Source organism: Streptomyces alfalfae (genome assembly GCF_004127445.1).
Lineage (GTDB): Bacteria > Actinomycetota > Actinomycetes > Streptomycetales > Streptomycetaceae > Streptomyces > Streptomyces alfalfae.
The window spans coordinates 16624-42255 of sequence record NZ_QEXM01000047.1 but is presented as its reverse complement, the minus strand read 5'-3'; the positions used below and the strand labels follow the sequence as shown (position 1 = coordinate 42255).

General features: G+C 73.4%; 27 protein-coding genes. 19 read left to right on the top strand and 8 right to left on the bottom strand.

The genetic code is table 11. The features are described 5' to 3' along the window. Positions 1-26 precede the first annotated feature (26 nt). A complete protein-coding gene (locus DCW30_RS29360; protein WP_076684962.1) occupies positions 27-893 on the bottom strand; it encodes a hypothetical protein in 867 nt (288 codons plus the stop codon). 74 nt (positions 894-967) lie between these two features. Here DCW30_RS29360 and DCW30_RS29355 point away from each other — a divergent pair, with 74 nt between their 5' ends. The 4 genes from DCW30_RS29355 (at position 968) to glmM (ending at position 5070) form a co-directional block, all read left to right on the top strand. Then, positions 968-2185, top strand: a complete 1218-nt coding sequence (locus DCW30_RS29355) for a glycosyltransferase family 87 protein (protein WP_076684961.1) — start codon at positions 968-970, stop codon at positions 2183-2185. Positions 2186-2531: 346 nt separating this feature from the next. After that, positions 2532-2975, top strand: a complete 444-nt coding sequence (gene rplM, locus DCW30_RS29350) for a 50S ribosomal protein L13 (protein ID WP_076684960.1) — start codon at positions 2532-2534, stop codon at positions 2973-2975. A gap of 42 nt (positions 2976-3017) precedes the next feature. Continuing rightward, a complete protein-coding gene (rpsI, locus tag DCW30_RS29345; protein ID WP_076684959.1) occupies positions 3018-3539 on the top strand; it encodes a 30S ribosomal protein S9 in 522 nt (173 codons plus the stop codon). Between the two features lie 172 nt (positions 3540-3711). Further along, positions 3712-5070, top strand: a complete 1359-nt coding sequence (glmM, locus tag DCW30_RS29340) for a phosphoglucosamine mutase (protein WP_076684958.1) — start codon at positions 3712-3714, stop codon at positions 5068-5070. On the opposite strand, the gene DCW30_RS29335 is transcribed toward glmM, so the two are convergent. Together DCW30_RS29335 and coaA are read right to left on the bottom strand one after the other, a co-directional pair. Then, positions 5067-6014 carry a DUF389 domain-containing protein gene (locus DCW30_RS29335; protein ID WP_076684957.1) on the bottom strand — a complete coding sequence of 316 codons (948 nt, stop codon included), beginning with the start codon at positions 6012-6014 and terminating at the stop codon, positions 5067-5069. The genes glmM and DCW30_RS29335 overlap by 4 nt on opposite strands. Positions 6015-6038: 24 nt before the next feature. Next, entirely contained in the window at positions 6039-7013 is a 975-nt protein-coding gene (gene coaA, locus DCW30_RS29330; RefSeq protein WP_198503436.1) for a type I pantothenate kinase, read from the bottom strand. 82 nt (positions 7014-7095) lie between these two features. Between coaA and DCW30_RS29325 the strand changes: the two genes are divergently transcribed. The 5 genes from DCW30_RS29325 to tsaE all read left to right on the top strand — a co-directional run bounded on the left by DCW30_RS29325 (position 7096) and on the right by tsaE (position 12066). Beyond that, positions 7096-7464, top strand: a complete 369-nt coding sequence (locus tag DCW30_RS29325; RefSeq protein WP_062775178.1) for a holo-ACP synthase — start codon at positions 7096-7098, stop codon at positions 7462-7464. Between the two features lie 50 nt (positions 7465-7514). Beyond that, on the top strand, positions 7515-8954 hold the full coding sequence (locus DCW30_RS29320; RefSeq protein ID WP_076684956.1) for a bifunctional ADP-dependent NAD(P)H-hydrate dehydratase/NAD(P)H-hydrate epimerase: 1440 nt from the start codon (positions 7515-7517) through the stop codon (positions 8952-8954). 118 nt (positions 8955-9072) lie between these two features. After that, on the top strand, positions 9073-10233 hold the full coding sequence (alr, locus tag DCW30_RS29315; RefSeq protein ID WP_062775182.1) for an alanine racemase: 1161 nt from the start codon (positions 9073-9075) through the stop codon (positions 10231-10233). Between the two features lie 33 nt (positions 10234-10266). Then, positions 10267-11511 carry an alpha/beta fold hydrolase gene (locus tag DCW30_RS29310; RefSeq protein WP_076684955.1) on the top strand — a complete coding sequence of 415 codons (1245 nt, stop codon included), beginning with the start codon at positions 10267-10269 and terminating at the stop codon, positions 11509-11511. Positions 11512-11544: 33 nt separating this feature from the next. Continuing rightward, entirely contained in the window at positions 11545-12066 is a 522-nt protein-coding gene (gene tsaE / locus DCW30_RS29305; RefSeq protein ID WP_076684954.1) for a tRNA (adenosine(37)-N6)-threonylcarbamoyltransferase complex ATPase subunit type 1 TsaE, read from the top strand. Positions 12067-12365: 299 nt separating this feature from the next. Here tsaE and DCW30_RS29295 read toward each other — a convergent pair whose 3' ends face one another. Further along, positions 12366-12917 (bottom strand): hypothetical protein, encoded by a 552-nt coding sequence (locus DCW30_RS29295; protein WP_076684952.1) that lies wholly within the window; start codon positions 12915-12917, stop codon positions 12366-12368. A 112-nt stretch (positions 12918-13029) separates the two neighbouring features. Here DCW30_RS29295 and tsaB point away from each other — a divergent pair, with 112 nt between their 5' ends. The 4 genes from tsaB to DCW30_RS29275 are packed head-to-tail and all read left to right on the top strand — an operon-like array spanning position 13030 to position 15560. After that, positions 13030-13686, top strand: a complete 657-nt coding sequence (tsaB, locus tag DCW30_RS29290; RefSeq protein WP_076684951.1) for a tRNA (adenosine(37)-N6)-threonylcarbamoyltransferase complex dimerization subunit type 1 TsaB — start codon at positions 13030-13032, stop codon at positions 13684-13686. A gap of 32 nt (positions 13687-13718) precedes the next feature. Next, positions 13719-14201 (top strand): ribosomal protein S18-alanine N-acetyltransferase, encoded by a 483-nt coding sequence (gene rimI, locus DCW30_RS29285; RefSeq protein ID WP_062775295.1) that lies wholly within the window; start codon positions 13719-13721, stop codon positions 14199-14201. After that, positions 14194-15300, top strand: coding sequence for a tRNA (adenosine(37)-N6)-threonylcarbamoyltransferase complex transferase subunit TsaD (tsaD, locus tag DCW30_RS29280; RefSeq protein ID WP_076684950.1), 1107 nt, complete (start codon positions 14194-14196; stop codon positions 15298-15300). The genes rimI and tsaD overlap by 8 nt, the downstream gene beginning before the upstream one ends. Then, positions 15297-15560, top strand: coding sequence for a hypothetical protein (locus DCW30_RS29275; protein ID WP_062775196.1), 264 nt, complete (start codon positions 15297-15299; stop codon positions 15558-15560). Before tsaD ends, DCW30_RS29275 begins: the two co-directional genes overlap by 4 nt. On the opposite strand, the gene DCW30_RS29270 is transcribed toward DCW30_RS29275, so the two are convergent. Then, entirely contained in the window at positions 15548-16165 is a 618-nt protein-coding gene (locus DCW30_RS29270) for a class I SAM-dependent methyltransferase (protein WP_076684949.1), read from the bottom strand. The genes DCW30_RS29275 and DCW30_RS29270 overlap by 13 nt on opposite strands. A 147-nt stretch (positions 16166-16312) precedes the next feature. On the opposite strand from DCW30_RS29270, the gene DCW30_RS29265 reads away from it, so the two are divergent. Beyond that, positions 16313-16669, top strand: a complete 357-nt coding sequence (locus tag DCW30_RS29265; protein ID WP_076684948.1) for a YciI family protein — start codon at positions 16313-16315, stop codon at positions 16667-16669. A gap of 74 nt (positions 16670-16743) precedes the next feature. Continuing rightward, a complete protein-coding gene (locus DCW30_RS29260; protein ID WP_076684947.1) occupies positions 16744-18003 on the top strand; it encodes an RNA polymerase sigma factor in 1260 nt (419 codons plus the stop codon). 18 nt (positions 18004-18021) lie between these two features. Here the strand turns inward: DCW30_RS29260 and DCW30_RS29255 are convergent, their stop codons facing one another. After that, positions 18022-19263 (bottom strand): THUMP-like domain-containing protein, encoded by a 1242-nt coding sequence (locus tag DCW30_RS29255; protein ID WP_076684946.1) that lies wholly within the window; start codon positions 19261-19263, stop codon positions 18022-18024. Between the two features lie 83 nt (positions 19264-19346). Here DCW30_RS29255 and DCW30_RS29250 point away from each other — a divergent pair, with 83 nt between their 5' ends. The 3 genes from DCW30_RS29250 to groL all read left to right on the top strand — a co-directional run bounded on the left by DCW30_RS29250 (position 19347) and on the right by groL (position 22897). Next, positions 19347-20273: a polysaccharide deacetylase family protein gene (locus DCW30_RS29250; RefSeq protein ID WP_076684945.1), complete on the top strand. Its 927-nt coding sequence runs from the start codon at positions 19347-19349 to the stop codon at positions 20271-20273. 571 nt (positions 20274-20844) lie between these two features. Then, a complete protein-coding gene (groES, locus tag DCW30_RS29240; protein ID WP_016434667.1) occupies positions 20845-21153 on the top strand; it encodes a co-chaperone GroES in 309 nt (102 codons plus the stop codon). A gap of 115 nt (positions 21154-21268) precedes the next feature. Next, a complete protein-coding gene (gene groL / locus DCW30_RS29235) occupies positions 21269-22897 on the top strand; it encodes a chaperonin GroEL (RefSeq protein WP_076684943.1) in 1629 nt (542 codons plus the stop codon). 176 nt (positions 22898-23073) lie between these two features. Here the strand turns inward: groL and DCW30_RS29230 are convergent, their stop codons facing one another. Both DCW30_RS29230 and DCW30_RS29225 read right to left on the bottom strand, forming a co-directional pair. After that, complete coding sequence (locus tag DCW30_RS29230; protein WP_062775209.1) at positions 23074-23847, bottom strand: SDR family NAD(P)-dependent oxidoreductase; 774 nt, start codon at positions 23845-23847, stop codon at positions 23074-23076. Positions 23848-23904: 57 nt separating this feature from the next. Beyond that, positions 23905-24576, bottom strand: a complete 672-nt coding sequence (locus tag DCW30_RS29225) for an MOSC domain-containing protein (RefSeq protein WP_076684942.1) — start codon at positions 24574-24576, stop codon at positions 23905-23907. An 81-nt stretch (positions 24577-24657) separates the two neighbouring features. Here DCW30_RS29225 and DCW30_RS29220 point away from each other — a divergent pair, with 81 nt between their 5' ends. Next, positions 24658-25584, top strand: coding sequence for a LysR family transcriptional regulator (locus tag DCW30_RS29220; RefSeq protein ID WP_076684941.1), 927 nt, complete (start codon positions 24658-24660; stop codon positions 25582-25584). Positions 25585-25632 lie beyond the last annotated feature (48 nt).

The window sequence follows — 25632 nt, the reverse complement described above, 5'->3', positions numbered from 1 at the left end:
GAACCGCGAAGGGCCCGGCGGCCGGACTACTCGGGACCGGTCGCCGCGGCCGACGCCTGGGCCTCGCCCCGCGCGTGAATGCGCTGGAAGGCGAAGCGGGCCATGGTGTCGCCGACGCCGTAGGCCTTGCGGTCGCCGGTGGTGACGTCCTTGCCGCTGGTGTAGCCGGTGGTGGTGAAGTACGCGTAGCGGCCGTAGGCGTTGTACGTGCCGCGGCAGACGCCGGTCTGGCAGAAGCCCGGCACGCCCTTGCCGGGCAGCGCGGTGACCAGGCCCTTCTCGACCTGGTCCTTGACCTTCTCGGCCTTGGCCGTGGTGTCGAAGACGGCGACGCCGACCGTGACCGCGATGCCGTCCTTGACGTAGCTGGCGCGGATCAGGCGGGTGCAGTCGTTCTTGGTGAGGATCGCGCCGAGGGCGGGCTGGGTGACCGAGGCGCAGCTCTTGGCGCTGTCGGTCGCGCCCTTCTTGTAGACGGTCTCGCCCGAGGTGAACGTCTTGCCGGGGAAGAGGCCCTCGGCGGTGAGCGGCGCCTTGTCCTTCTCGGCGCTGGAGATGAAGTCCTTCGGGTCCGGCGGGGGCGGCGGCGTGGTCGCCTCGAAGGAGGGGCCTGGGTCCTTGCTCGCGCCGGGGATCTCGGCCGTGGCGGGGAGCTCGCTCGCCGGTTTGTTCGACGCGGAGGCGTCGTCGCTGTTGGCGGAGACGACGGCGACGGCCACCCCCGCCGCGATGGCGATCGTGGCGAACGCGCCGCCGCCGATCATCAGCCATTTGCGCCGCCGGGTGCGCGCCTCGGAGGCTTCGGCGAGCGCCGCCCAGTCGGGTGTGGGTCCGCCCCCGGGGCCGCCCGTGCCGCCCGGACTCCACTGAGGTCCCCCTTGCCCAAAGCTCATGGGCCGCATCTTAGACGGGCCGTCACGGATGTTGAGCCGGGGTCGCGGGGGGTTCGCGGCCTAGCCTGAGCCGCATGGAAACGGGCAAAACGGCGGTTACGGGGTGGATGTCGCGGCCTGCCGAGTGGCACGTCCTCGCGGTGCTCGGGGCGGTGCTGCTCGCCGCGGTCGTCCGGGTCGGGCTGCGCGCGCCGGACGGGGGCATGGACAACGCCATCGTGGTGCGGGCCGCCGAGGCCTGGCTGCACGGGCGCTCGCCCTACGCCGACCGGCACTTCCTCTATCTGCCGGGGGCCGTGCTCGCCGCCGTGCCGCAGGCCCTGCTGCCGACCGCCGCGGCACGCTTCCTGGTCCCGGCGGGCGTCACCGCAGGGCTCGTCGCCGGGTGGGCGTGCGCGCTGCGGCTGTACGGGGTCTCCTGGCGCAGCCGGTTCGCGGCGTACGGGCTGCTCGGGCTCGCGCTCGGCTTCGCCCCCTTCGGGCACCTCGTGGAGCTGGGCAACTGGACGGTGGCGTCGGCGGCGGCCCTGCCGCTCGGCGCGCTGCTCGCGTCCCGGGGCCGCTGGACCGCCGCCGGTCTGGTGATCGGCGCCGCCGTGGCCGTGAAGCCCCTGCTGGTGCCCGTCGCGCTGCTCTTCGTCTTCGCCCGGCGGTGGCGGGGGCTCGCCGCGGTGGTCGGGCTGCCCGTGGCGGCCTCGCTCGGGGCCGCGCTGACGATGCCGGACCCCGCCGGGTTCTTCACCCGGACGCTGCCCTTCCTGCTGCGCGGCGACGACGCCTTCGTACGGCTCTACGAGGCCTCGCCGGCCGCGGTGCTCGGGCGGCTCGGGGCGCCGCAGTCCCTGGCGACGCTGCTCGCGGGCGGCGCCGCCGCGGCCGGGGTGTGGTGTGCCTGGCGGCGGTGGGGGAGAGGGGACGAGGGGCCCGCGCGGGTGGCGGAGTGCGCCACCATGCTCATGCTTTCGGCCTTTCTCGTCTCCCGCCCCTCCTACGACCACTACCTGCTGGTCGTCCTGCCGCTGCTGCTCGCCGGGGTGCTCACGCCGGGGGCGCCGGGGCGCACCCCGTGGTTCTGGCTGGCGCTCGTGCCGCAGGTCCCGGGGTTCGCCTGGCCGTGGCTGGAGCCGGGGACCCGGCGGGCCTTCAAGGACGCGGCGACGCTCTGTCTCCTAGCGGGCACGCTGGGCGGGAACTGCCTGGTGGGCGGGGTCGCGGGGGAGCGCGGGGCGCCGCAGGGCGTGGCGGCCGGCGGGCGGCGGGCCGACGCGGAGACCGCGGCGCCCGGCGGCTGAGGCGGACCGCTCGGCCGGGGCCGGACAGGTGGTCCGCGGCCGGACTCGGGGGGCAGGCGCGCGGGCCGGTTATCCTGGTGTCTCACAGGCCGCCCATGTCGGTGGAGCCGGTTCGCCGGTCTCCAGGCCCGCGTTTTGACCCGTACGGGCCAGCGCGGGTATTCTGCGAGTTCGTTATGTGTATTGGCTTTCTCATTCTCACGTGAGGGGCCCTTACACCGGTCCACCGGGCCGATGACCAGCGGCAGGACTCGGTTGCGTCACCGAGGTCCGCCAGGGCTGTCGTACATCGTCCGTGGTGGCCATGTCAGGACCCCACCTCTGAAGAAGCGAAGGCTACGACACCGTGCGTACGTACAGCCCCAAGCCCGGCGATGTGACCCGCCAGTGGCACGTCATCGACGCCCGGGACATCGTCCTGGGCCGTCTGGCGACCACCGCTGCCACCCTTCTGCGTGGCAAGCACAAGCCGATCTACGCCCCTCACGTTGACACCGGTGACTTCGTCATCATCATCAACGCCGAGAAGGTGCACCTCTCCGGCAACAAGAAGACCCAGAAGATGGCGTACCGCCACTCCGGCTACCCGGGTGGTCTGCGTTCCGTCCGTTACGACGAGCTGCTCGCCAAGAGCCCCGAGAAGGCCGTTGAGAAGGCCGTCAAGGGCATGCTCCCCAAGAACACCCTGGGCCGTCAGATGCTCTCGAAGCTGAAGGTCTACGCGGGCGACCAGCACCCGCACGGCGCTCAGCAGCCGGTCCCGTTCGAGATCACCCAGGTCGCGCAGTAGTTCCGGCCACCCCCAAAGACGAAAAGAAATCTGAGGAGAATCGTGGCCGAGACCACCGTTGAGCAGCCGGTCGAAGAGACCGAGATCGCCGACGTCGAGCAGTACACCACCGAGTCCGAGGCGCCCGTCGAGGGCGAGTACACCTCCGAGTCGAACGCCGCGCGCTTCGGCGACCCGCAGCCGGCCGCCGGCCTGGGCCGTCGCAAGAACGCCATCGCCCGCGTCCGGATCGTCCCGGGCACCGGCAAGTGGAAGATCAACGGGCGGACGCTCGAGGACTACTTCCCGAACAAGGTCCACCAGCAGGAAGTCAACGAGCCCTTCAAGGTGCTCGAGCTCGACGACCGCTACGACGTCATCGCCCGCATCGCGGGTGGCGGCGTCTCCGGCCAGGCCGGTGCGCTCCGTCTCGGTGTCGCCCGTGCGCTGAACGAGGCCGACGTCGACAACAACCGCGGCGCCCTCAAGAAGGCCGGCTTCCTCAAGCGCGACGACCGTGCGGTCGAGCGCAAGAAGGCCGGTCTCAAGAAGGCCCGTAAGGCTCCGCAGTACAGCAAGCGCTAATCGCTGCCTGCTTGTACTGCTTCGTTCGCCCCGGCGGCACAGACTGTGCTGCCGGGGCGTTCGTCTATCAGGAACCGCTTGGTCCCTGGCACCCTCTTGTGAACAGGGGGCAGACAGCGGGGGACAAGTTCGGAGCATTTCCGAAAGCTTTTGGAACGTTCGGAGGACAGCAGTGGGACGACTCTTCGGCACGGACGGCGTGCGTGGTGTCGCCAACGCGGATCTGACGGCCGAGCTCGCGCTCGGACTCTCCGTGGCGGCGGCGCACGTACTGGCCGAGGCGGGCACCTTCGAGGGCCACCGGCCGAAGGCCGTGGTCGGGCGGGACCCGCGCGCGTCCGGGGAGTTCCTGGAGGCCGCGGTGGTCGCGGGCCTCGCGAGCGCGGGCGTGGACGTCCTGCGCGTCGGCGTGCTGCCGACCCCCGCGGTGGCGCACCTCACCGGCGCTCTCGGCGCGGACCTCGGCGTGATGCTCTCCGCCAGCCACAACGCCATGCCGGACAACGGCATCAAGTTCTTCGCCCGCGGCGGCCACAAGCTCGCCGACGAGCTGGAGGACCGCATCGAGTCGGTCTACGAGGAGCACCGCACCGGCGCTCCCTGGCAGCGGCCCACCGGCTCCGGCGTCGGCCGGGTCAGCTCCTACGACCAGGGGCTCGACCAGTACATCGCGCACCTCCTCGGGGTGCTGCCCAACCGCCTCGACGGGCTGAAGATCGTCCTGGACGAGGCGCACGGCGCCGCCGCCCGCGTCTCGCCGGAGGCGTTCGCCCGCGCCGGCGCCGACGTCATCACGATCGGCGCCCAGCCGGACGGCCTCAACATCAACGACGGCTGCGGCTCGACCCACCTCGACCTGCTCAAGGCCGCCGTCGTCGAGCACGGCGCCGACTTCGGCATCGCCCACGACGGGGACGCCGACCGCTGCCTCGCCGTGGACGGCGCGGGCGAGGAGGTCGACGGCGACCAGATCCTCGCGGTGCTGGCCCTCGCCATGCGGGAGCACGGCACGCTGCGCGGCGACACCGTTGTCGCCACCGTCATGTCGAACCTCGGCTTCAAGCTCGCCATGGAGGAGCAGGGGCTCGCGCTCGTGCAGACCGCCGTCGGCGACCGGTACGTCCTCGAGTCGATGAAGGAGCACGGCTACGCCCTCGGCGGCGAGCAGTCCGGGCACGTCATCGTCCTCGACCACGCCACCACGGGCGACGGCACGCTGACCGGGCTGCTCCTCGCGGCGCGTGTCGCCGAGACGGGGCGTACGCTCGCCGACCTCGCCGGGGTCATGAAGCGGCTCCCGCAGGTCCTCATCAACGTGCCGGACGTCGACAAGTCCCGCGTGAAGACCTCGGCCGAGCTGTCGGCGGCCGTCACCGAGGCCGAGCGCGAGCTGGGCTCGACCGGCCGGGTGCTGCTGCGTCCCTCGGGGACGGAGCCGCTGGTGCGGGTCATGGTCGAGGCCGCCGACATCGAGCAGGCGCGGTCCGTGGCGAGCCGTCTCGCCGACGTGGTGAAGTCGGCGCTCGGTTAACCCCGCTCCGCCTTCGCGGCACGGCGCCGCTGCCCGGCCCAGAGCGCCTTCTGGACCAGCAGCGTCGCCGTACCCGCGAGGACGATGCCGAGCAGGTTCAGCAGCAGCTGCTCGGTGGAGCCCCAGGCCTGCTTGTACTCGGCGTAGCTGAAGGCGACCGCGGCGTTCGCCGCCGCGGGGACCGTCGTCACGGAGATCGCCACGCCGACCAGGGCGCCCGACTTAGCCGAGGTCAGGGAGAGGGTGCCCGCCGCGCCCGCGAGGACCGCCACCACGAACGAGAACCAGTCGGGGCGGTAGATGAAGTTCGTGTTCGGGCGCTCCGCCCGCAGGGCGTCGTCGCTGAAGAGGTTCATCGCGTCCATGAAGTAGCTGAACCCGACGGTCGCCGCCATCGCCGCCGCGAACCCCACGAGCAGCGCGATCAGCGCGCGCAGGGCCAGCCGGGGAGCACGGCGGACGAGGGCCGTGCAGAACCCCGCGAGCGGGCCGAACTCGGGGCCGACGGCCATCGCGCCGACGATCAGGATCGCGTTGTCGAGGACGACACCGCAGGCCGCGATCATCGTGGCGAGGGTGATGAACGCGACGTACGTGGCCGAGAGCGTCGACTCCTCGTGGGTCGCGTCGGTGAGCTGCTCCCACAGCACCGCGTCGGCGGCCTCTCCCGGCGCGTCCTGCTCCGCCCTGTCGGCGCGCTCGGAGAGGGAGAGGTCGATGTTCTCGACCGCGATCGAGCCCGTCCTGTCCAGGCCGAGCGCGCGCAGGTCGTCGAGCAGCCCGTCCGCCGCCTCGCGGGCGACGTCGCACATGACGACGTCCCCCCGGGGGGCGCGGGCGGCGCCGGGGACCACGGCCAAGTGGGCGGTCCCCGTCGTCCTCTCGATCAGGCGCACCGCTTCGTCGGTGGTGTCGGCGGGGGTGATCAGGCGAAGGTGCAGCATGGCCCGCAGGCTAGCGGTGAAGGGTCAGAGCTTGCGCAGGCTCAGGCGCTGCACCTTGTGGTCGGGGCCCTTGCGCACGACGAGGGCGGCCCGGCCGCGGGTGGGGGCCACGTTCTCGACGAGGTTGACCTTGTTGATCGTGCGCCAGGTGGTGCGGGCGTAGTCGAGGGCCTCCTCCTCGGAAACCTGGGTGTACTTGCGGAAGTACGAGGACGGGTTCTGGAAGGCCGTCAGGCGCAGCTTCTTGAACCGGTTGAGATACCAGCGCTCGATGTCCTCCGTGCGGGCGTCGACGTACACGCTGAAGTCGAAGTAGTCGGCGAGGCCCACGCGGGTGCGGCCGTCGCTGCCCGGAAGCGCGGGCTGGAGGACGTTCAGGCCCTCGACGATGAGGATGTCGGGGCGGCGGACGGTGAGGCGCTTGCCGGGCACGATGTCGTAGATCAGGTGGGAGTAGACGGGCGCCGTCACCTCCTCCTTGCCGGCCTTGATGTCGGCGACGAAGCGGGTGAGGGCGCGGCGGTCGTAGGACTCGGGGAAGCCCTTGCGGGACATCAGGCCGCGCGCTTCGAGCTCCTTGGTGGGGAGCAGGAAGCCGTCGGTCGTCACCAGCTCCACGCGGGGGTGTTCCGGCCAGCGGGAGAGCAGCGCCTGGAGGAGGCGGGCGACGGTCGACTTGCCGACCGCCACGGAGCCCGCGACCCCTATGACGAAGGGCGTGCCCGACTGCGAGCCCTTCTCGCCGAGGAAGGTGTTCAGGGCGCCGCGCAGACCGTCGGTGGCGCCCACGTAGAGGTTCAGGAGGCGGGAGAGCGGGAGGTAGATGTCGCGGACCTCGTCCAGGTCGATGACGTCGCCGAGGCCTCTGAGCTTCTCCACCTCCGCCGCCGTGAGGGGGAGCGGCGTCTTCTCCCGCAGCGCGCTCCACTCGCTGCGGGTGAGGTCGACGTAGGGAGTCGCCTCCGGCTTGTGCCGGTGGGCGCTCCGCGGCGCCTTCATTGGCGCGGAGACCGAAGAGATCACAGTTCATTGTCACGGCTGCGCGCGCGGCGGGCGGGGTGGGGTGTGTCACGCTGATCCGGTGATTATCGGGGTTGGCATCGACGTGGCGGAGATCGAGCGGTTCGGTGCGGCGCTGCGGCGCACGCCCGGGATGGCCGAGCGGCTCTTCGTCCCCGGAGAGCTGCTGCTGCCGAGCGGGGAGCGGCGGGGCGTGGCCTCGCTCGCGGCCCGCTTCGCGGCGAAGGAGGCATTGGCCAAGGCCCTGGGGGCACCCGGAGGCCTCCGCTGGACCGACGCCGAGGTGTACGTGGAGGACACCGGGCAGCCGCGGCTCCGGGTGAGCGGGACGGTGGCGGCGCGCGCCGCCGAGCTGGGCGTCCGCGCCTGGCACGTGTCGCTGAGCCATGACGCGGGGGTGGCCTCGGCGGTGGTGGTGGCGGAGGCGTAGCGGCCCGCGGCTCCGGGCGGGGCGCCGCGGGAGGGAGGAGACTGGGGGCCATGCGAAGTGCTTTCGGTGTGGCGGAGGTGCGGGCGGCGGAGCGGGCGGCCATGGCCCGCGGACCCGAGGGCGCCTTGATGCGGCGGGCGGCGGCGGCGCTCGCCGCCGAGTGCGCCCGGCTGCTCGGCCGGGTGTACGGCAGCCGGGTCACGCTGCTGGTGGGCAGCGGTGACAACGGCGGTGACGCGCTGTACGCGGGGGCCAGGCTGGCCCGCAGGGGCGCGGGCGTCACGGCGGTGCTGCTGGCGCCGGACCGGGCGCACCCCGGCGGCCTGGCCGCGCTGCGCGCCGCGGGGGGCCGTGTCGTGGACGGCGTCGACGAGCGCGACGGCCGGGCCGAGGACGCGGTCGCCGGCGCGCGGCTCGTCGTCGACGGCATCGTGGGCATCGGCGGCCGGGGCGGGCTGCGCGAGCGCGCTGCGCACCTGGTGGCGGCGGCGCGGACGGCCACCGTCGTCGCCGTCGACCTGCCGAGCGGTGTGGACGCCGACACCGGTGAGGTGCGCGGTGAGGCGGTGCGCGCCGATGTGACGGTGACCTTCGGGGCGTACAAGCCGGGGCTGCTGGTCGACCCGGGGCGCGCGTACGCCGGAGCCGTGCGGCTCGTGGACATCGGCCTCGACCTGCCGCCGGAGCGGCGGGCGCTGGAGGCCCTCCAGTACGCCGACGTGGCCCGGCTGCTGCCCGTGCCGGCCGGGGAGAGCGACAAGTACCGCCGGGGCGTGGTGGGCGTCGTCGCCGGGTCGGCCCGCTACCCCGGGGCGGCCGTGCTGTGCGTCGCCGGGGCGCTGCACGGCGGCGCGGGCGCCGTGCGGTACGCCGGGCCCGCCGCCGACGCCGTCATCGCCAGGTTCCCCGAGGCCCTGGTGTCCGCGGGGCCGCCGTCGAAGGCCGGGCGGGTGCAGGCCTGGGCCGTGGGCCCCGGGCTCGGCGACGACGAGGACCGGCTCCTCGACGTGCTCGACGCCGACGTCCCCGTCCTGATCGACGCCGACGGCCTGCGGCTCGCCGACGAGCGCCGGGTCCGTGCGCGGCGCGCGCCCACGCTGCTCACCCCGCACGCGGGCGAGGCCGCCGCGCTCCTCGGCGTCGACCGTGCGCGGGTGGAGTCGGCGCGGCTCGCCGCCGTACGGGAGCTGGCGGCGCGCTACGACGCGACCGTGCTGCTCAAGGGGTCGACCACCCTGGTCGCCGACGCCGAGGGGCCCGTCCGCGTCAACCCCACGGGCACCGCGTGGCTCGCCACCGCGGGCAGCGGCGACGTGCTGTCGGGCCTCGCCGGGTCCCTGCTGGCCGCCGGGCTCGCGGCGCGTGACGCGGGGTCGGTCGCCGCCTATCTGCACGGCCTGGCCGCGCGCCACGCGGCGGACGGCGCTCCGGTGGCCGCGCAGGACGTCGCGGAGGCCGTTCCGGCGGCCTGGCGGGACGTGCGGGGCTAAGCGAGCCTGTCGTGCGGATCTGCCCGGCGTCGCGGCCCTGGAGGGGGAGTCCGCCGCCGGGTGGCCGCGGACCGCCACGGAGAGGGGCGGACGGCGGGCTCTGAGACACTGGTGGGCGATGAACGAGACAGCCGCCCACCGTGTCCGCGCCGAGATCGACCTCGCCGCCCTCCGCGCCAACGTGCGCTCGCTGCGTGCCCACGCGCCGGACGCCGCGTTCATGGCCGTGGTCAAGGCCGACGCGTACGGACACGGAATGGTGCCCTGTGCGAGGGCCGCCCTGGAGGCGGGCGCCACCTGGGTCGGGACCGCGACCCCCGAGGAGGCCCTGGCCCTGCGCGCCGCAGGCGTCGAGGGGCGGCTGATGTGCTGGCTGTGGACGCCGGGCGGGCCCTGGCGCGAGGGCGTCGAGGCCGACCTCGACATGTCGGTCAGCGGGATGTGGGCGCTCACCGAGGTGACGGCCGCCGCCCGCGAGGCGGGGCGCACCGCCCGTGTCCAGCTCAAGGCCGACACGGGCCTCGGCCGCAACGGCTGCACGCCCGCCGACTGGCCGGAGCTGGTCGCGGCGGCCCTGCGCGCCGAGGCCGAAGGGCTGGTGCGGGTCACCGGCCTCTGGTCGCACTTCGCGTGCGCCGACGAGCCCGGACACCCCTCGATCGCCGCGCAGCTCACCGTCTTCCGGGAGATGGTGGCGTACGCCGAGGGGCAGGGCGTGCGCCCCGAGGTCCGGCACATCGCGAACTCCCCGGGGACGCTCACGCTCCCGGAGACCCACTTCGACCTCGTGCGGCCCGGCATCGCGATGTACGGCATCTCGCCGAGCCCGGAGGTGGGCACGCCCGCGGACTTCGGGCTGCGGCCCGTGATGACCCTCAGCGCCTCGCTCGCCCTGGTCAAGCATGTCCCCGCCGGTCTCGGCGTCAGCTACGGCCACCACTACGTCACCTCCGGCGAGACCACCCTCGGCCTCGTCCCCGCCGGGTACGGCGACGGCATCCCGCGGCACGCCTCGGGCACCGGCCCCGTCCTCGTCGCCGGCAAGTGGCGGACGGTCGCGGGCCGCGTGGCCATGGACCAGTTCGTGGTCGACCTCGGCGGCGATGAGCCGCCGGCCGGCGCGGAGGCGGTGCTGTTCGGGCCCGGTGACCGGGGGGAGCCGACCGCCGAGGACTGGGCGCGCGCGGCGGGCACCATCGCGTACGAGATCGTCACCCGCGTCGGCTCCCGCGTCCCCCGCGTCTTCGTGAATGAGCGGACTCAGCCGGGAGAGATGTGAACGAGCGGTTCGACCACTGACGAGGAGCGGCACGTGAGCGAGAGCAGCACGGGGGCTGCCGCGGCGGACGCGGCGGTGGAGGCCGTCGCCGCGGCGGGGAGCTGGCGGCGCGCCGGGGTCGCGGGTACCGCGATAGGCGTCATCGCCGCGGGCGCGGCGGCGGGCGTGGCCATAGAACGGCTCACCGTCGGCCGCGGGATGCGCAAGAAGGCACGTCTCGCGCTCGACGCCGCCGGCCCCTACGGCTCACTGCGGGGCATGCCGGGCACGGCGTACGCCGATGACGGCACCGAGCTCTCGTACGAGGTCGAGGACATCGGGACGGAGGAGGCCGACGCGGCGGCCGGGGGCGGCGGCCGGGGCGCCCGCGCACGCCGTCTCCGCGGGCGCGGACGCCGGGCCCCGGAGCCCGTCACCGTCGTCTTCAGCCACGGCTACTGCCTGAACCAGGACTCCTGGCACTTCCAGCGCGCCGCCCTGCGCGGTGTCGTCCGCGCCGTCTACTGGGACCAGCGCAGCCACGCCCGCTCGGGGCGCGGCGTCGACCAGGTCGAGCGGGCCGTGCCGGTCTCCATCGACCAGCTCGGGCGTGATTTGAAGGCCGTCATCGACGCGGCGGCGCCCGAGGGGCCGCTCGTCCTGGTGGGGCACTCCATGGGCGGCATGACGACCATGGCGCTCGCCGACCAGTTCCCGGAGCTGATCCGGGAGCGCGTCGTCGGCGTCGCCCTCGTCGGCACGTCGTCGGGGCGGCTCGGCGAGGTGAACTTCGGCCTTCCCGTGGCCGGGATGAACGCGGTGCGCCGCGTCCTTCCGGGGCTGCTGCGGACCCTCGGCTCGCAGGCCGATCTCGTCGAGCGCGGGCGGCGGGCCACCGCGGACCTCTTCGCGGGCGTCATCAAGCGGTACTCGTTCTCGCGGAAGGACGTGGACCCCGCCATCGCGCGGTTCGCGGAGCGGATGATCGAGGCGACGCCGATCGACGTGGTCGCGGAGTTCTACCCGGCCTTCGCCGAGCACGACAAGGCCGAGGCGCTCGAGCACTTCGCGGAGCTGCCGGTGCTCGTGCTGGCCGGGACGGAGGACCTGGTCACGCCGAGCGGGCACAGCGAGGCGATCGCCGCGCTGCTGCCCGACGCCGAGCTCGTCCTCGTGCCGGACGCGGGTCACCTCGTCATGCTGGAACACCCCGAGCTGGTCACGGACCGCCTCGTGGAGCTGATCGCCAGGGCGGGCGCGGGCCGCGCGGCGGCCGGTACGGGCACGTCCGACCGGTGACGCGGCGGGGCCGGGGGTCTTCCAGCCGCTACCGTGGAGGCCATGGAAGCACCGCACCACCAGGCCCCCGCCAACACCGCCGCGATCACGGTCAACTCCCCGGAACAGATGGGCGAGTTGGGCCGCCGCCTGGCCAAGATCCTGCGCCCCGGCGACCTCGTCATGCTCACCGGTGAGCTCGGCGCCGGAAAGACGACGCTGACCCGAGGCCTCGGCGAGGGCCTCGGCGTGCGCGGCGCCGTCACCTCGCCGACCTTCGTCATCGCCCGCGTCCATCCGCCGCTCGGCGCGGGGCCCGCGCTGGTGCACGTCGACGCGTACCGCCTGGGCGGCGGCCTCGACGAGATGGAGGACCTGGACCTCGACGTGTCGCTCCCCGACTCGGTGATCGTCGTGGAGTGGGGCGACGGCAAGGTCGAGGAGCTGTCGGACGACCGTCTGCACGTCGTCATCGACCGCGCGGTGGGCGACACGGCGGACGAGGTCCGCGAGGTGACCCTCCGGGGCCTCGGCGCCCGCTGGACCGAGGCGGACCTGGCCGCGCTCTCCGCGTGACCGCCGCCCGGCCGGAGTTTCCGACAAGGCGTCGGGAAACTGTTGCGCTGCGCGGGCCGGGCGTGGTCACATGGGTGACGGAACTGGTTAGGTCTACCTAACCACGTCTGCCCGAAGCCCCCAGGAGGCATCCATGTCGGCTTCAGAACGTGACGTAGAACCGCGGCCCCGGCCGCGGGGGCTGCCCGTGGGCGCCGTGCGCCCCGGGGGCCTCTCGATGAGCGACCTGCTGGCCTCGTGCGCGGCGGCGAGCGCGGTGTCCACGCCGCCCGCGTCCCCGGCCGCCACGGGGGGAGTCGCTACGGAACGACGACGACCTTCTTGCTGATGCCGGCGAACTTCCACATCGCGTTGCCGTTCTCGCGCGACTGACGGATGCCGCCGGTCTTCTTCGCGGGGTCGGCCTTCGGCGTGGCCCCGTCGACCGCCGCGCTGAAGCCGATCGTCACCCCGTCGGTGTTCGTGAACCGCACGACGTGCTCGATCGCCACGCCGTCCGTGCCGGTGACCGAGCCGGTGCGGGAGCCGACGGTGTAGGTGCCCGGGGCCGGGTCGACCGAGCCCGGCGTCACCTCGTACGTGGTGCGCACCTTGCCGGAGCCCTCGACCAGCCAGACGCGGTCGGCGCCCAGGGAGTACACGACCCGCTCCCCGTCACCGGACCGCTGCGGCACCTCCGCCGGGCGGGACTTCTCCTTGGGGGAGCCCGAGGCGGAGGCGGCGGGGGACTTGGCGGGGGGCTTGGCCAGGGTGTCGGGCGCGCTGGCCGAGGCCTGATAGGCGAGGAAACCGACCGCTGCGAGCGCGGCGGCGGTGAGCCCGGCCACGAATCCCGAGCTGCTCCTTGACACCTTGCGCCACCCACCTTTTCGTACTGCCTCCGGCTACGTGGTGACGGTAGCAGCAGGCGCCGCACATCCCGGGGCGGCCGTGCGACGTGCGCCGGAGCCGTAGGCTGTTCGCGTGCTCTTGCTCGCTCTGGATACCGCAACGCCCGCCGTCACCGTCGCCCTCCACGACGGCTCCCGAGTCGTCTCGGAGTCGAGCCAGGTCGACGCCCGCCGCCACGGGGAACTGCTGCTTCCGGCCGTCGACCGCGTGCTCGCCGACGCCGGGCTCCGGCTCGACGCCGTGACCGGCGTCGTCGTCGGCGTGGGCCCCGGCCCCTACACCGGCCTCCGCGTCGGCCTGATGACCGCCGACACCTTCGGCCTCGCGCTCGGCGTCCCGGTGCACGGCGTGTGCACCCTGGACGGCCTCGCGTACGCCTCCGGCATCGACGGCGGCCCCTTCGTGGTCGCCACCGACGCCCGCCGCAAGGAGGTGTACTGGGCGCGCTACGACGACGCACGCACGCGTACGGGTGAACCTGCCGTCGACCGCCCCGCCGACATCGCCGCCGAGGTCGAGGGCCTGCCCGCGGTCGGCGCGGGCGCGCTGCTCTACCCCGACGCCTTCCCCGACGCCCGCGGCCCCGAGCACGTCTCGGCGGCCTCCCTCGCCGCCCTGGCGGCCGAGCGGCTCGCGGCCGGCGAGGAGCTGCTGGAGCCCCGGCCGCTGTATCTGCGCCGCCCCGACGCGCAGGTGCCCAAGAACTACAAGGTGGTCACCCCCAAGTGACCCAGGTGACCGCCCAAGCCGTGCTGCGCGAGATGCGCTGGTGGGACATCGACCCGGTGTTCGCCCTGGAGAAGGAGCTGTTCCCGGACGACGCCTGGTCGCGCGGGATGTTCTGGTCCGAGCTGGCCCACGCCCGCGGCCCGCACGCCACCCGGCGCTACGTGGTCGCCATGGACGGCGACCGCCTCGTCGGATACGCGGGGCTCGCCGCCTCCGGAGACCTCGCCGACGTCCAGACGATCGCCGTCGCCCGCGACCACTGGGGCACCGGCCTCGGCGCCCGCCTGCTCACCGACCTGCTCCAGGCCGCCACCGCGTTCGAGTGCGCCGAGGTGATGCTGGAGGTGCGGGTCGACAACACCCGGGCCCAGAAGCTCTACGAACGCTTCGGCTTCGAGCCCATCGGCTTCCGGCGCGGCTACTACCAGCCCGGCAACGTGGACGCCCTGGTGATGCGCCGCACCGACCCCTCCACCACCGCAACCGGCGTACAAGGAACCGAGATTCATGGCTGACTCGCGCGACGAACCCCTCGTCCTCGGCATCGAGACCTCCTGCGACGAGACCGGCGTCGGCATCGTCCGCGGCACCACCCTGCTCGCCGACGCCGTCGCCTCCAGCGTGGACGAGCACGCCCGCTTCGGCGGCGTCGTGCCCGAGGTCGCCTCCCGCGCGCACCTGGAGGCCATGGCGCCGACCATCCGGCGCGCCCTGAAGGACGCCGGGGTCAGCGCCAAGGACCTCGACGGCATCGCGGTCACCGCGGGCCCCGGTCTCGCCGGCGCGCTCCTCGTCGGCGTCTCCGCCGCGAAGGCGTACGCGTACGCCCTCGACAAGCCGCTGTACGGCGTGAACCACCTCGCCTCGCACATCTGCGTGGACCAGCTGGAGCACGGGCCGCTGCCCGAGCCGACCATGGCCCTCCTGGTCTCCGGCGGCCACTCCTCGCTGCTGCTCTCCGAGGACATCACCTCCGACGTGCGCCCGCTCGGCTCGACCATCGACGACGCGGCGGGCGAGGCCTTCGACAAGATCGCCCGGGTGCTCGACCTCGGCTTCCCCGGCGGCCCCGTCATCGACCGGTACGCGCGCGAGGGCGACCCCGAGGCCATCGCCTTCCCGCGCGGGCTCACCGGGCCGCGCGACGCCCCGTACGACTTCTCCTTCTCGGGGCTCAAGACGTCCGTCGCCCGCTGGATCGAGGCGAAGCGGGCCGCGGGCGAGGACGTGCCGGTGCGGGACGTCTCGGCGTCCTTCCAGGAGGCCGTCGTCGACGTGCTGACCCGCAAGGCCGTACGCGCCTGCAAGGACGAGGGCGTCGACCACCTCATGATCGGCGGCGGCGTGGCCGCCAACTCGCGCCTGCGCGCCCTCGCCCAGGAGCGGTGCGAGAAGGCCGGCATCCGGCTGCGCGTGCCGCGCCCCAAGCTGTGCACGGACAACGGCGCGATGGTCGCCGCACTCGGCGCGGAGATGGTGGCGCGCAACCGCGCGGCGTCCTCCTGGGACCTGTCGGCGGACTCGTCGCTGCCGGTCACGGAGCCGCACGTGCCGGGGCACAGCCACGACCACGACCACGTGCACGAGGTCAGCAAGGAGAACCTGTACCCGTGACCGTCGCGCTGATGTGGGAGGCCCGCGCCGCCGAGGGCCGCGGCGGGGACCTGCTCGCGTGGGCCAGGGCGCGGGAGCTGCCGGGTGAGCCGGTGCGCCGGGAGCACTTCAGGGCGCCGCAGGACCGCGTGCTCGTCATCACCTGGTGGGACGCGGCCTACGACGCCGACCTGCCGGAGCTGCCGGAGCCCCCGCCGGACCTCGTGACGCGGGCGGTGCACCGCTGGCGGTTCGAGTCGGCCGACGCTCAGCCCCGCTGAGCATCGTCCCGCTGCGAACCGTCTCGCTGATACGTCAGCAGGTACCGCCAGAACAGCAGCTGCCGCACACCGCTGCCGGGCAGGAGCCGCGCGGCCTCGGCGCGGATCCGCGGGAGCGTCATGTCCGGCTGCCGTACGGGCGGCGCGAGCGGCGGCTCGTGCGCGCCGCGCAGGCGCTCGCCCGCGTACACCGCCACCCGCGCCACGGCGTTGGCGGGCGCCGCGGCCAGGTCCCACCACGTCGTCCCCGCGTAGCAGCCGAGGACGAGCAGGGCGCCGCCGGGGGCGAGGGCGGCGCGCAGGCGCGTGACCGTGCCGAACGGCATGTGGTGCAGGCTGGCCAGGCAGGTGATGACGTCGTAGCGGCCCTCGGGCAGGTCCTCCTCCGTCACGTCGGCCGTGCGGAAGCGCGGGCCGCCGCCGGCCGCCCGCGCCGCGGCGATGACGTCCGGGGCGGGGTCGAGGGCGTCGACCTCGTAGCCGCGCGCCGCCAGGAGGCGCGCGAAGCGGCCCGTGCCGCAGCCGATGTCGAGGGCGGTGCGGCCGTGCGGCGGCAGCTTCCGCAGGAGCAGGCGGTGGTAGTGGTCGTTGTGGTCGAAGGGCATGCGGGGGAGCGTGACACGGCCCGCGCGGACGTCGCGGAGAAATCTTCCGAGAATGATTCCGCGGCGGTGTCGATTCGGGCGTCCCCCGTTCGACGCCAGGGTGAGAGGCGAGGAGAAGACCTCGCCGCCACCTGTGGGGAGACCACCATGCCGCGCTTTCTGACGATGATCCGCGTCGACGAGAAGAACGCGCCCGAGGGCGGTCCGAGCCCCGAGCTCCAGGAGCGCATGGGCGCGCTCCTCGAAGAGATCACCAAGGCCGGCGTCATGCTCGACACGGCCGGCCTCAAGCCGGTCGCCGAGGGCAGCCGGGTGACCTGGGACCAGGGGGAGCTGTCCGTCACCGACGGCCCGTTCACCGAGACCAAGGAGGTCATCGGCGGCTACTCGATCATCCAGGCCAAGGACAAGGCCGAGGCGATCGAGTGGACGAAGCGGTTCCTCAAGACGCACGAGGAGTACTGGACGATCACCGCGGAGGTGCGGGAGATCGAAGCGGGCTGACGGGCCCGGTGCCTCGCGGGCAGGCCCGCGGGGACCTTTGCCATGATCGCGCCGGGGTGCTCTGATGGACGGCCGTGAGCCCTTCGCCGGAGCATCCCCGCCGCGCCATCGAGACCGTCTTCCGCATGGAGGCCCCCCGCGTCATCGCGGGGGTCGCCCGGATCGTGCGAGATGTCGGCATCGCCGAAGAACTGGCGCAGGACGCCCTGGTGGCCGCCCTCGAACAGTGGCCGGAGCAGGGCGTCCCCGACAACCCGGGCGCCTGGCTCATGACCATCGCGAAGCGCCGCGCCATCGACCTCGTGCGCCGCCGCGAGCGCTACACGGACAAGCTGGCCGAAATGGGCCGAGACCTGGCGTCGGCGCCGCCCCACCGCGACGAGCCCGCCGACCCCGACGACATCGACGACGACCTGCTCCGCCTGGTCTTCACCGCCTGCCACCCGGTGCTCTCCGCCGAGGCCCGCGTGGCGCTCACCCTGCGCCTGCTCGGCGGCCTGACCACCGGGGAGATCGCCCGCGCGGTGCTCGCCCCGGAGCCGACGGTGGCGCAGCGGATCGTGCGCGCCAAGCGGACCCTCGCCGCCAAGGCGGTGGCCTTCGAGGTCCCGTACGGGCCCGACAGGGAGGCCCGGGTCGGCTCGGTCCTCGAAGTCATCTACCTGATCTTCAACGAGGGGTACGCGGCCACGGCGGGCGACGACTGGCTGCGCCCCGGCCTCTGCGAGGACGCCCTGCGGCTCGCCAGGGTCCTCGCCGGGCTCATGCCGAAGGAGTCCGAGGTGCACGGCCTGGCCGCTCTGCTGGAGCTTCAGGCCTCCCGCGCGGCGGCGCGCACGGGGCCCTCCGGCGAGCCGGTGCTGCTCAAGGACCAGAGCCGGGCCCGCTGGAACCAGATGCTGGTCCGGCGCGGCTACGCCGCCCTGGCCCGCGCGCAGGCCACGGCCTCGGGGCGGTCCCTCGGCCCGTACGCGCTCCAGGCCGCCATCGCCGCCTGCCACGCCCACGCGCACACCTATGAGGAGACCGACTGGCGGCAGATCGCCGCCCTGTACGGCCTGCTCGCCGCCCGCGCGCCCTCCCCGGTCGTGGAGCTGAACCGGGCCGTCGCGGTCTCCATGGCGGAGGGGCCCGCCGCGGGTCTCGCCCTGGTCGACGCGCTCGCCGCCGAACCGGCCCTGCGCGGCTACCACCTGCTGCCCAGCGTGCGCGGCGACCTCCTGGCACGGCTCGGCAGGGCGGCGGACGCCCGCGCGGAGTTCGAACGGGCGGCCTCGCTCACGCGCAACGGCCGCGAACGCGCGCTGCTCCTGGCGCGGGCGGCCGGCTGCTGAAACGGGTCGCGCGGGCTCTCAGACGGCCGCCGGGCGTCCGATCAGCATGGTCGGGGCGCCCGCCACCCGGGTGAGGAAGACGGTCGCGGAGTTCCGCCCCTGCGGCTTCACCTTGCGCCGCAGCTCCTCCGGCTCCACCGCCGAGCCGCGCTTCTTCACGGTGAGGACGCCGACCTCGCGCTCCCGCAGCAGCGCCTTGAGCCTCTTCACGTTGAAGGGGAGCTGGTCGGTGATCTCGTACGCGGTGGCGTAGTCGGTGGCGTGCAGCTCGTCGGAGGTGACGTAGGCGATGGTCTCGTCGATGAGGCCGCCCGCGACCTGCTCGGCCACCTCGGCGACCAGATGGGAGCGGATGACGGCGCCGTCGGGCTCGTAGAGGTAGCGCCCGACGGGCCGTACGGCGGGGTCGGGGAGCGCGGCGGCGGGCGAGGCGTCGATCCAGGCGCCCGTGGGCAGCAGCGTCGCCCGCCGGGTCCCCGGCGTCACGTCGTCGCCGAACCAGAGCACGGCCTCCTTCACGTCGCCCCGGTCGGAGATCCACTCCGCCATGGCCTCGTCGGGGACCGCCTCGTGCGGGACGCCCGGGGCGATCTTCAGCGCCGCGCGCGGGGCCTTGCGGGCCGCCTCGACGGCCCAGGAGAGCGGCGGTGAGTACGCCTCGGGGTCGAAGATCCGGCCGCGTCCGCCCCGGCGGGCCGGGTCCACGAACACCGCGTCGTACCCGGTGGTGTCGACCTCGGTGACGTCCGCCTCGCGGACCTCGATCAGCTCGGCGAGACCGAGGGCCTCGGCGTTGGCGCGCGCGACCGCGCAGGTCAGCGGGGAACGGTCGACGGCGAGGACGGAGATCCCGGCCCGCGCCAGCGCGATGGCGTCGCCGCCGATGCCGCAGCACAGGTCGGCGAGGGAGCGCACGCCGAGCGCCGCGAAGCACTCGGCGCGGTAGGTGGCGACGGAGGTGCGGGTGGACTGCTCGAAGCCGTCCGGCGTGAAGAACATCCGGGCCGCGTCCCGGACGTCGAACTTCGCCGTGGCGCGCTGCCGCAGGCGGGCCTGGGCCAGCGCCGCGGAGACGAGGGCGGCGGGGTGCTCGCGGCGCAGCCGGGTGGCCGCCGCGAGTTCCCGCGCGGGCTCGACGTCCCGCACCTCGTCGAGCAGGGCCCTGCCCTCCTCGGTGAGGAGGGCCGCGAAGGCGGCGAGGGGGTCGCCGGGGCCGGCGTCGTGGGTACTCGGCGTGTTCGGGTCGTTCACCCGCCCCATTGTGGGCCAGTCGGTGGACGGTGCGGGGCGGGGCGGCGGTGTCGGCCCCTCGGCAGGGCGTTGAGCTGCGAGGATCCGGCGCCATGCAACTAGTACGACAAAAGGAATATTCCGCTGTCAGGCGGAAGAGCCAGCTGTGCGCGGCGGTGGCCGTGCTCGCCGTCGCGGCGATCGCCTCGGGGTGCGCCTCCGGGGACGGCAGAGGCGGCGCGCCCGGCGCCGGGGGCCGCCGGGCGCTCCAGGCCCCGGCCGCCGACGCCCTCGACCTCTACGCCCACCGGCTGGAGAGCGCCCAGGCCGCGCGGGCCGCCGCGGCCAGGCGCTGGGGTCTCGCCGATCCGCCGCTGCAGGCTCCCGAGCCGCCGCGGACCAAGCCGCGCATCACGACCCGCGACGGCTTCGAGGTGGCGGGGCAGTCCAAGCTGCCGCCGGTCTTCACCACCGTCCCGACCCGGCAGAAGGTCGTCTTCCTGACCATCGACGACGGGGACGAGAAGGACCCGGCGCTGCTGCGGATGATGAGCGACCTGAAGATCCCCTACACGGCCTTCCTCAGCGACTACCTGGTCAAGAAGGACTACGGGTACTTCAGGAAGATGCAGGACCGGGGGGTCGCCCTGAACAACCACACCCTCCACCACCCCTACCTGCCCGGCCTCTCCTACGAGGCCCAGCGCCGGGAGATCTGCGGCATGCAGGACGTCATCGAGGAGAAGTACGGCAAGCGCCCCGAACTCTTCCGTCCGCCCTACGGCAACTACAACCGGGACACGCTCCGCGCCGCCAAGTCCTGCGGCATCAAGGCCGTGCCCCTGTGGGCGTCCGAGGCCTTCGCCGACCACATGGAGTGGCGCGAGTGGGACAAGGACCTCCATCCCGGTGACATCATCCTCACCCACTTCCGGGGCCGCGAGGACTGGAAGGGCTCCATGCCGGACATGGTCCGCGAGGTCATGAAGACGGTCACGGACCGGGGCTACGCGGTGGCCCGGCTGGAGGACTACCTATGACCCCCCGGGCGCGGGCGCGGCGCCGTCTCCTGGCCGGAGCCCTCCTCGGCGCCCTGCTCGCGCCCGCACTGCTCACGGGGTGCGCGGAATCGGTGGACCCGATCGAACGCCTGGGCAGAAAGGCGGCGGAGAAGGTGCCGAGGCGCTCGCCGGGGGAGCCTCGCTGCGGGCGGGCGTCCCATGCGGCGGTCGGGGTCTCCCCTGCTCGAACGGAGCTGAGAGCTCGGGGAAGGGCGGACACGGCTCCCGCCGCCGGGCCACGGGTGACCGGGCGGTCCCGCGCCGCGGAGACGGCGCGGCAGGAACCGACAGGCGCCGGAAACCGTTGCCAGGACACGCCCGTGCCGAGCCCGCCGGGGCCGGCGGCGACCGGCGAACCGTGAAAGCCCGACGCCGCCGATTGGCACTCCGCTTGACCGAGTGCTAATCGCCGTCCTAGTCTCACTTCTGGCACTCCCCGTTGGAGAGTGCCAACAGCGACGGGCAGGTCCGGCACCCGCGACGACGGATCCACCTGGTCGCCACACCTCAGACTTGACCCCGTGAGATCTCCGAAGGGGGAGACCGGATCGTGACGACCGCCAGCTCCAAGGTTGCCATCAAGCCGCTTGAGGACCGCATTGTGGTCCAGCCGCTCGATGCCGAGCAGACCACCGCCTCTGGCCTGGTCATTCCGGACACCGCGAAGGAGAAGCCCCAGGAGGGCGTCGTCCTGGCCGTGGGCCCGGGCCGGTTCGAGAACGGCGAGCGCCTGCCGCTCGACGTGAAGACCGGCGACATCGTGCTGTACAGCAAGTACGGCGGCACCGAGGTGAAGTACAACGGCGAGGAGTACCTCGTCCTCTCGGCTCGCGACGTGCTCGCGATCGTCGAGAAGTAATTCACCCCTGAAGCAAATTTTTGCTTTGAGCTGCGCCCCTGGTCACCCCGCTGATTGCCGGGCGGCGAGGGGCGCGGCTCGTTCACCTGAGTTTCGAGAGGGCTGAACCGCTCCCATGGCGAAGATCCTGAAGTTCGACGAGGACGCCCGTCGCGCCCTTGAGCGCGGCGTCAACAAGCTTGCCGACACGGTCAAGGTGACGATCGGCCCCCGCGGCCGCAACGTCGTCATCGACAAGAAGTTCGGCGCCCCGACCATCACCAACGACGGCGTGACCATCGCCCGTGAGGTCGAGGTCGAGGACCCGTACGAGAACCTCGGCGCCCAGCTCGTGAAGGAGGTGGCGACCAAGACCAACGACATCGCGGGTGACGGCACCACCACCGCCACCGTGCTCGCCCAGGCCCTGGTCAAGGAAGGCCTGCGCAACGTCGCCGCCGGCGCCTCCCCGGCCGCCCTGAAGAAGGGCATCGACGCCGCCGTCGCGGCCGTCTCCGAGGAGCTCCTCGCCACCGCCCGCCCGATCGACGACAAGGCCGACATCGCGGCCGTCGCCGGTCTGTCGGCCCAGGACCCGCAGGTCGGCGAGCTCATCGCCGAGGCGATGGACAAGGTCGGCAAGGACGGTGTCATCACCGTCGAGGAGTCCAACACCTTCGGTCTCGAACTGGACTTCACCGAGGGCATGGCCTTCGACAAGGGCTACCTGTCCCCGTACATGGTGTCCGACCAGGAGCGTATGGAGGCCGTCCTCGACGACCCGTACATCCTGATCCACCAGGGCAAGATCTCCTCCATCCAGGACCTCCTGCCGCTGCTGGAGAAGGTCATCCAGGCCAACTCCTCGAAGCCGCTCCTCATCATCGCCGAGGACGTCGAGGGCGAGGCCCTGTCGACGCTGGTCGTCAACAAGATCCGCGGCACCTTCAACGCCGTCGCGGTGAAGGCCCCCGGCTTCGGCGACCGCCGCAAGGCGATGCTCGGCGACATGGCCACCCTCACCGGTGCCACCGTCATCGCCGAAGAGGTCGGCCTCAAGATCGACCAGGTCGGTCTCGACGTGCTCGGCACCGCCCGCCGCGTCACCGTCACCAAGGACGACACCACGATCGTCGACGGCGGCGGCAACAAGGCCGACGTCGAGGGCCGCGTCGCCCAGATCAAGGCCGAGATCGAGGCCACGGACTCCGACTGGGACCGCGAGAAGCTCCAGGAGCGCCTCGCGAAGCTGGCCGGCGGCGTGTGCGTCATCAAGGTCGGCGCCGCCACCGAGGTGGAGCTGAAGGAGAAGAAGCACCGTCTGGAGGACGCCATCTCCGCGACCCGCGCCGCGGTCGAGGAGGGCATCGTCTCCGGTGGTGGCTCCTCCCTCGTCCACGCCGTCAAGGTCCTCGAGGGCAACCTCGGCAAGGAGGGCGACGAGGCCACCGGTGTCGCCGTCGTCCGCCGCGCCGCCGTCGAGCCGCTGCGCTGGATCGCCGAGAACGCCGGCCTGGAGGGTTACGTCATCACCTCCAAGGTCGCCGAGCTCGACAAGGGCTTCGGCTTCAACGCCGCGACCGGCGAGTACGGCGACCTGGTCAAGGCCGGCGTCATCGACCCGGTCAAGGTCACCCGCTCCGCCCTGGAGAACGCCGCGTCCATCGCGTCGCTGCTCCTCACGACCGAGACCCTGGTCGTCGAGAAGCCGGCCGAGGAAGAGGCCGACGCCGGCCACGGCCACGGGCACGGCCACTCCCACTGAGGCGCTGCGCTCGCTCGAACCGTGACTGAGGCCCGGCTTCCCCTGACGGGGGAGCCGGGCCTCAGCCCTTTCGCCGGTTCTTCGTCGGGCGCGGGGAACCGCGCGAGGACGGACCACGAGCCGCGGCCGGGAACGGCGAGAACCCGGCAGACGCGCCCCGCGAGAGGGAGGCAGCCCTACTGGGGCCCGTACTTCCGCCCCGTACGGGACGTGACCCCGCTCAGCAGAGGGCGAGGCGCCAGCTTCGCCACCCCCATGAGTGCCTTGTACCGGGGATCGGGAATGGACAAGGTCCTGCCCCGCGCGAGATCCGCCAAGGCCGCCGCCACGACCTTGTCGGGGTCGAGCCACATCCACTTGGGGATGTTGTCCGTGCCCATCCCGGCCCGCTCGTGGAACTCCGTACGGACGAAGCCGGGGCAGAGCGCCATCAGCCGGACCCCCGAACCCGCGAGGTCCTTCGCCGCGCCCTGGGTGAACTGCACCACCCACGCCTTCGAGGCCCCGTACGTCCCGCGCGGCAGGAACGCCGCCACCGACGCGACGTTCACCACCCCGCCCCGGCCGCGCTCGCGCATGGTCTCCGTCGCCGCCGACGTCAGCCGGAGCACCGCCTCGCAGTGCACCTTGAGCATCGTCAGCTCGTCGGCGACGGGCACCTCCAGATAGCGGCCCTTGTTGCCGAACCCGGCGTTGTTGACCAGCAGGTCCACCGGGTCCCTGCGGCGGGCGAGGCGCTTCTCCACGGCCTCGATGCCGCCGTCCGTCGAGAGGTCGGCGGTGAGCACCTCGGCCTCGATGCCGTGCCGGTCGTGCAGCTCGGTCGCCTGCTCCCGCAGCCGCTTGGTGTCGCGCGCCACGAGGACGAGGTTGTGCCCGTCACCGGCGAGGCGACGCGCGAAGGCGGCGCCGATGCCGGCGGTCGATCCCGTAATCAGAGCCGTAGTCATGGCCCAAGGCTAGTGAGATCCGGCGGCGGGCGCGTCGCGCGGGCGGGGCGGCTCGGGTCAGGAAACCCCGGACCCGTGCCGCGCCACGTAGACGCGGGCCTTCTCCGCGGCCCCGGCGTGCAGGGCGTCGCCCGCTTCGAGCAGCCTCGGCAGCAGTTCCCGCTCGGTGGTGACGGCGCGGAACTGGAGCGCGGCGGTGATGCCGTGCTCCGGCCTGTGCACCACCTCGACCGGGTCGCCGGCCCGGATCATCCCCGGTTCGAGCACCCGCAGATAGGCGCCCGTGACGCCCTGCCGGGTGAACCGCTTCATCCAGCCCGTCTCGCCCAGGTGCCCCTGGAACGTCCGGCAGGGGACGCGCCCGCTCGTCACCTCCAGGAGCGGGCCGCCGCCGATCCGCCAGCGCTCGCCTATCCGCGCGCCGTTCACGTCGACGCCGGCCGTCGTGAGGTTCTCGCCGAAGACGCCGTCGGCCAGCGGCCGCCCGAGTTCGCGCTCCCAGGCGTCGAGGTCCTCGCGCGCGTAGGCGTACACCGCCTGGTCGTCCCCGCCGTGGTGGCGCGGGTCGGCGATCTCGTCGCCCGCGAGGCCGCTGCCGCCCCCGGGGCCCGGCGCCGTCACGTGCACCGGCTCGGCCACGGGACGCTTGTCGATGCCGGTGAGACCGGAGGGCGCCGAGGTGTACGCGACGGCGGCGCGGCGCCCGATGTTCACGGAGAGAAGCTTCATGGTCAGGCAGATTAGGCGACCCGCCTCAAAGCGGCGACGTGATATTTCACCTTCCGTCCAAGCGTCGCTTATGCTCGAACCATGATCGAGGCCCGTCATCTCCGCGTGCTGCGCGCCGTCGCCACCACCGGCTCCTTCTCGGCCGCCGCCCGCGAGCTGGGCTGCACCCAGCCCGCCGTGAGCCAGCAGATGAAGGCCCTCGAAGCCTCGGCCGGCACGCCGCTGCTGATCCGCACCGGTCGCGAGATGCGCCTCACCCAGGCGGGCGAGGCCCTGGTCCGGCACGCCACGGGCATCCTCGCCGGGCTCACCGCGGCCGAGGAGGAGGTCGCCGCCATCGCGGGCCTGCGCGCGGGACGCGTCCGGCTCGTGTCGTTCCCCAGCGGCAGTTCGACGCTGGTCCCCGGCGCCCTCGCGGCGCTGCGCGCGGAGCACCCCGGCACCCGCGTCTCCCTCGTGGAGGCCGAGCCGCCGCGCTCGGTGGAGATGCTGCGCGAGGGCGACTGCGACGTGGCCCTCGCCTTCCGCTACGAGGCGCGGCGCGCGACGCCCGACGACACGAGGGCGGGCGCGCCCGCCGAGGACTGGGACGACCTGGTGGTGCGGCCGGTGCTCGCGGACCGGCTCGTCGGCCTCGTGCCCGAGGGGCATCCGCTGGCCGAGGCGGAGTCGGTCACCATCGGCGAGTTCGCCGACGAGCCCTGGATCGCGGGGTGCCCGCGCTGCCGCAGGCAGCTCGTGGACGTCTGCGAGGGTGCGGGCTTCGTGCCCCGGATCGACTTCGCCACGGATGACTATCCGGCGGTGATCGGCCTGGTCGGCGCCGGCCTCGGGGTGGCGGTCCTGCCCGAGCTGGCGATCGAGTCCGTACGCCCGAGAGGGGTCCGTACGGTGACGGTGGAGCCGCCGGTGCGGCGGGAGATCGTCGCGCTCACGCTGCCGGACCTGGCGCAGGTGCCGGCCGTCGCGGCCACCCTCGACCACCTCGCGCGGGCCGCTGCCCGCTGACACTGCCCGGTCGGCCCCGGTAACTGTCCGTAACCGGTCCGTCCGTGA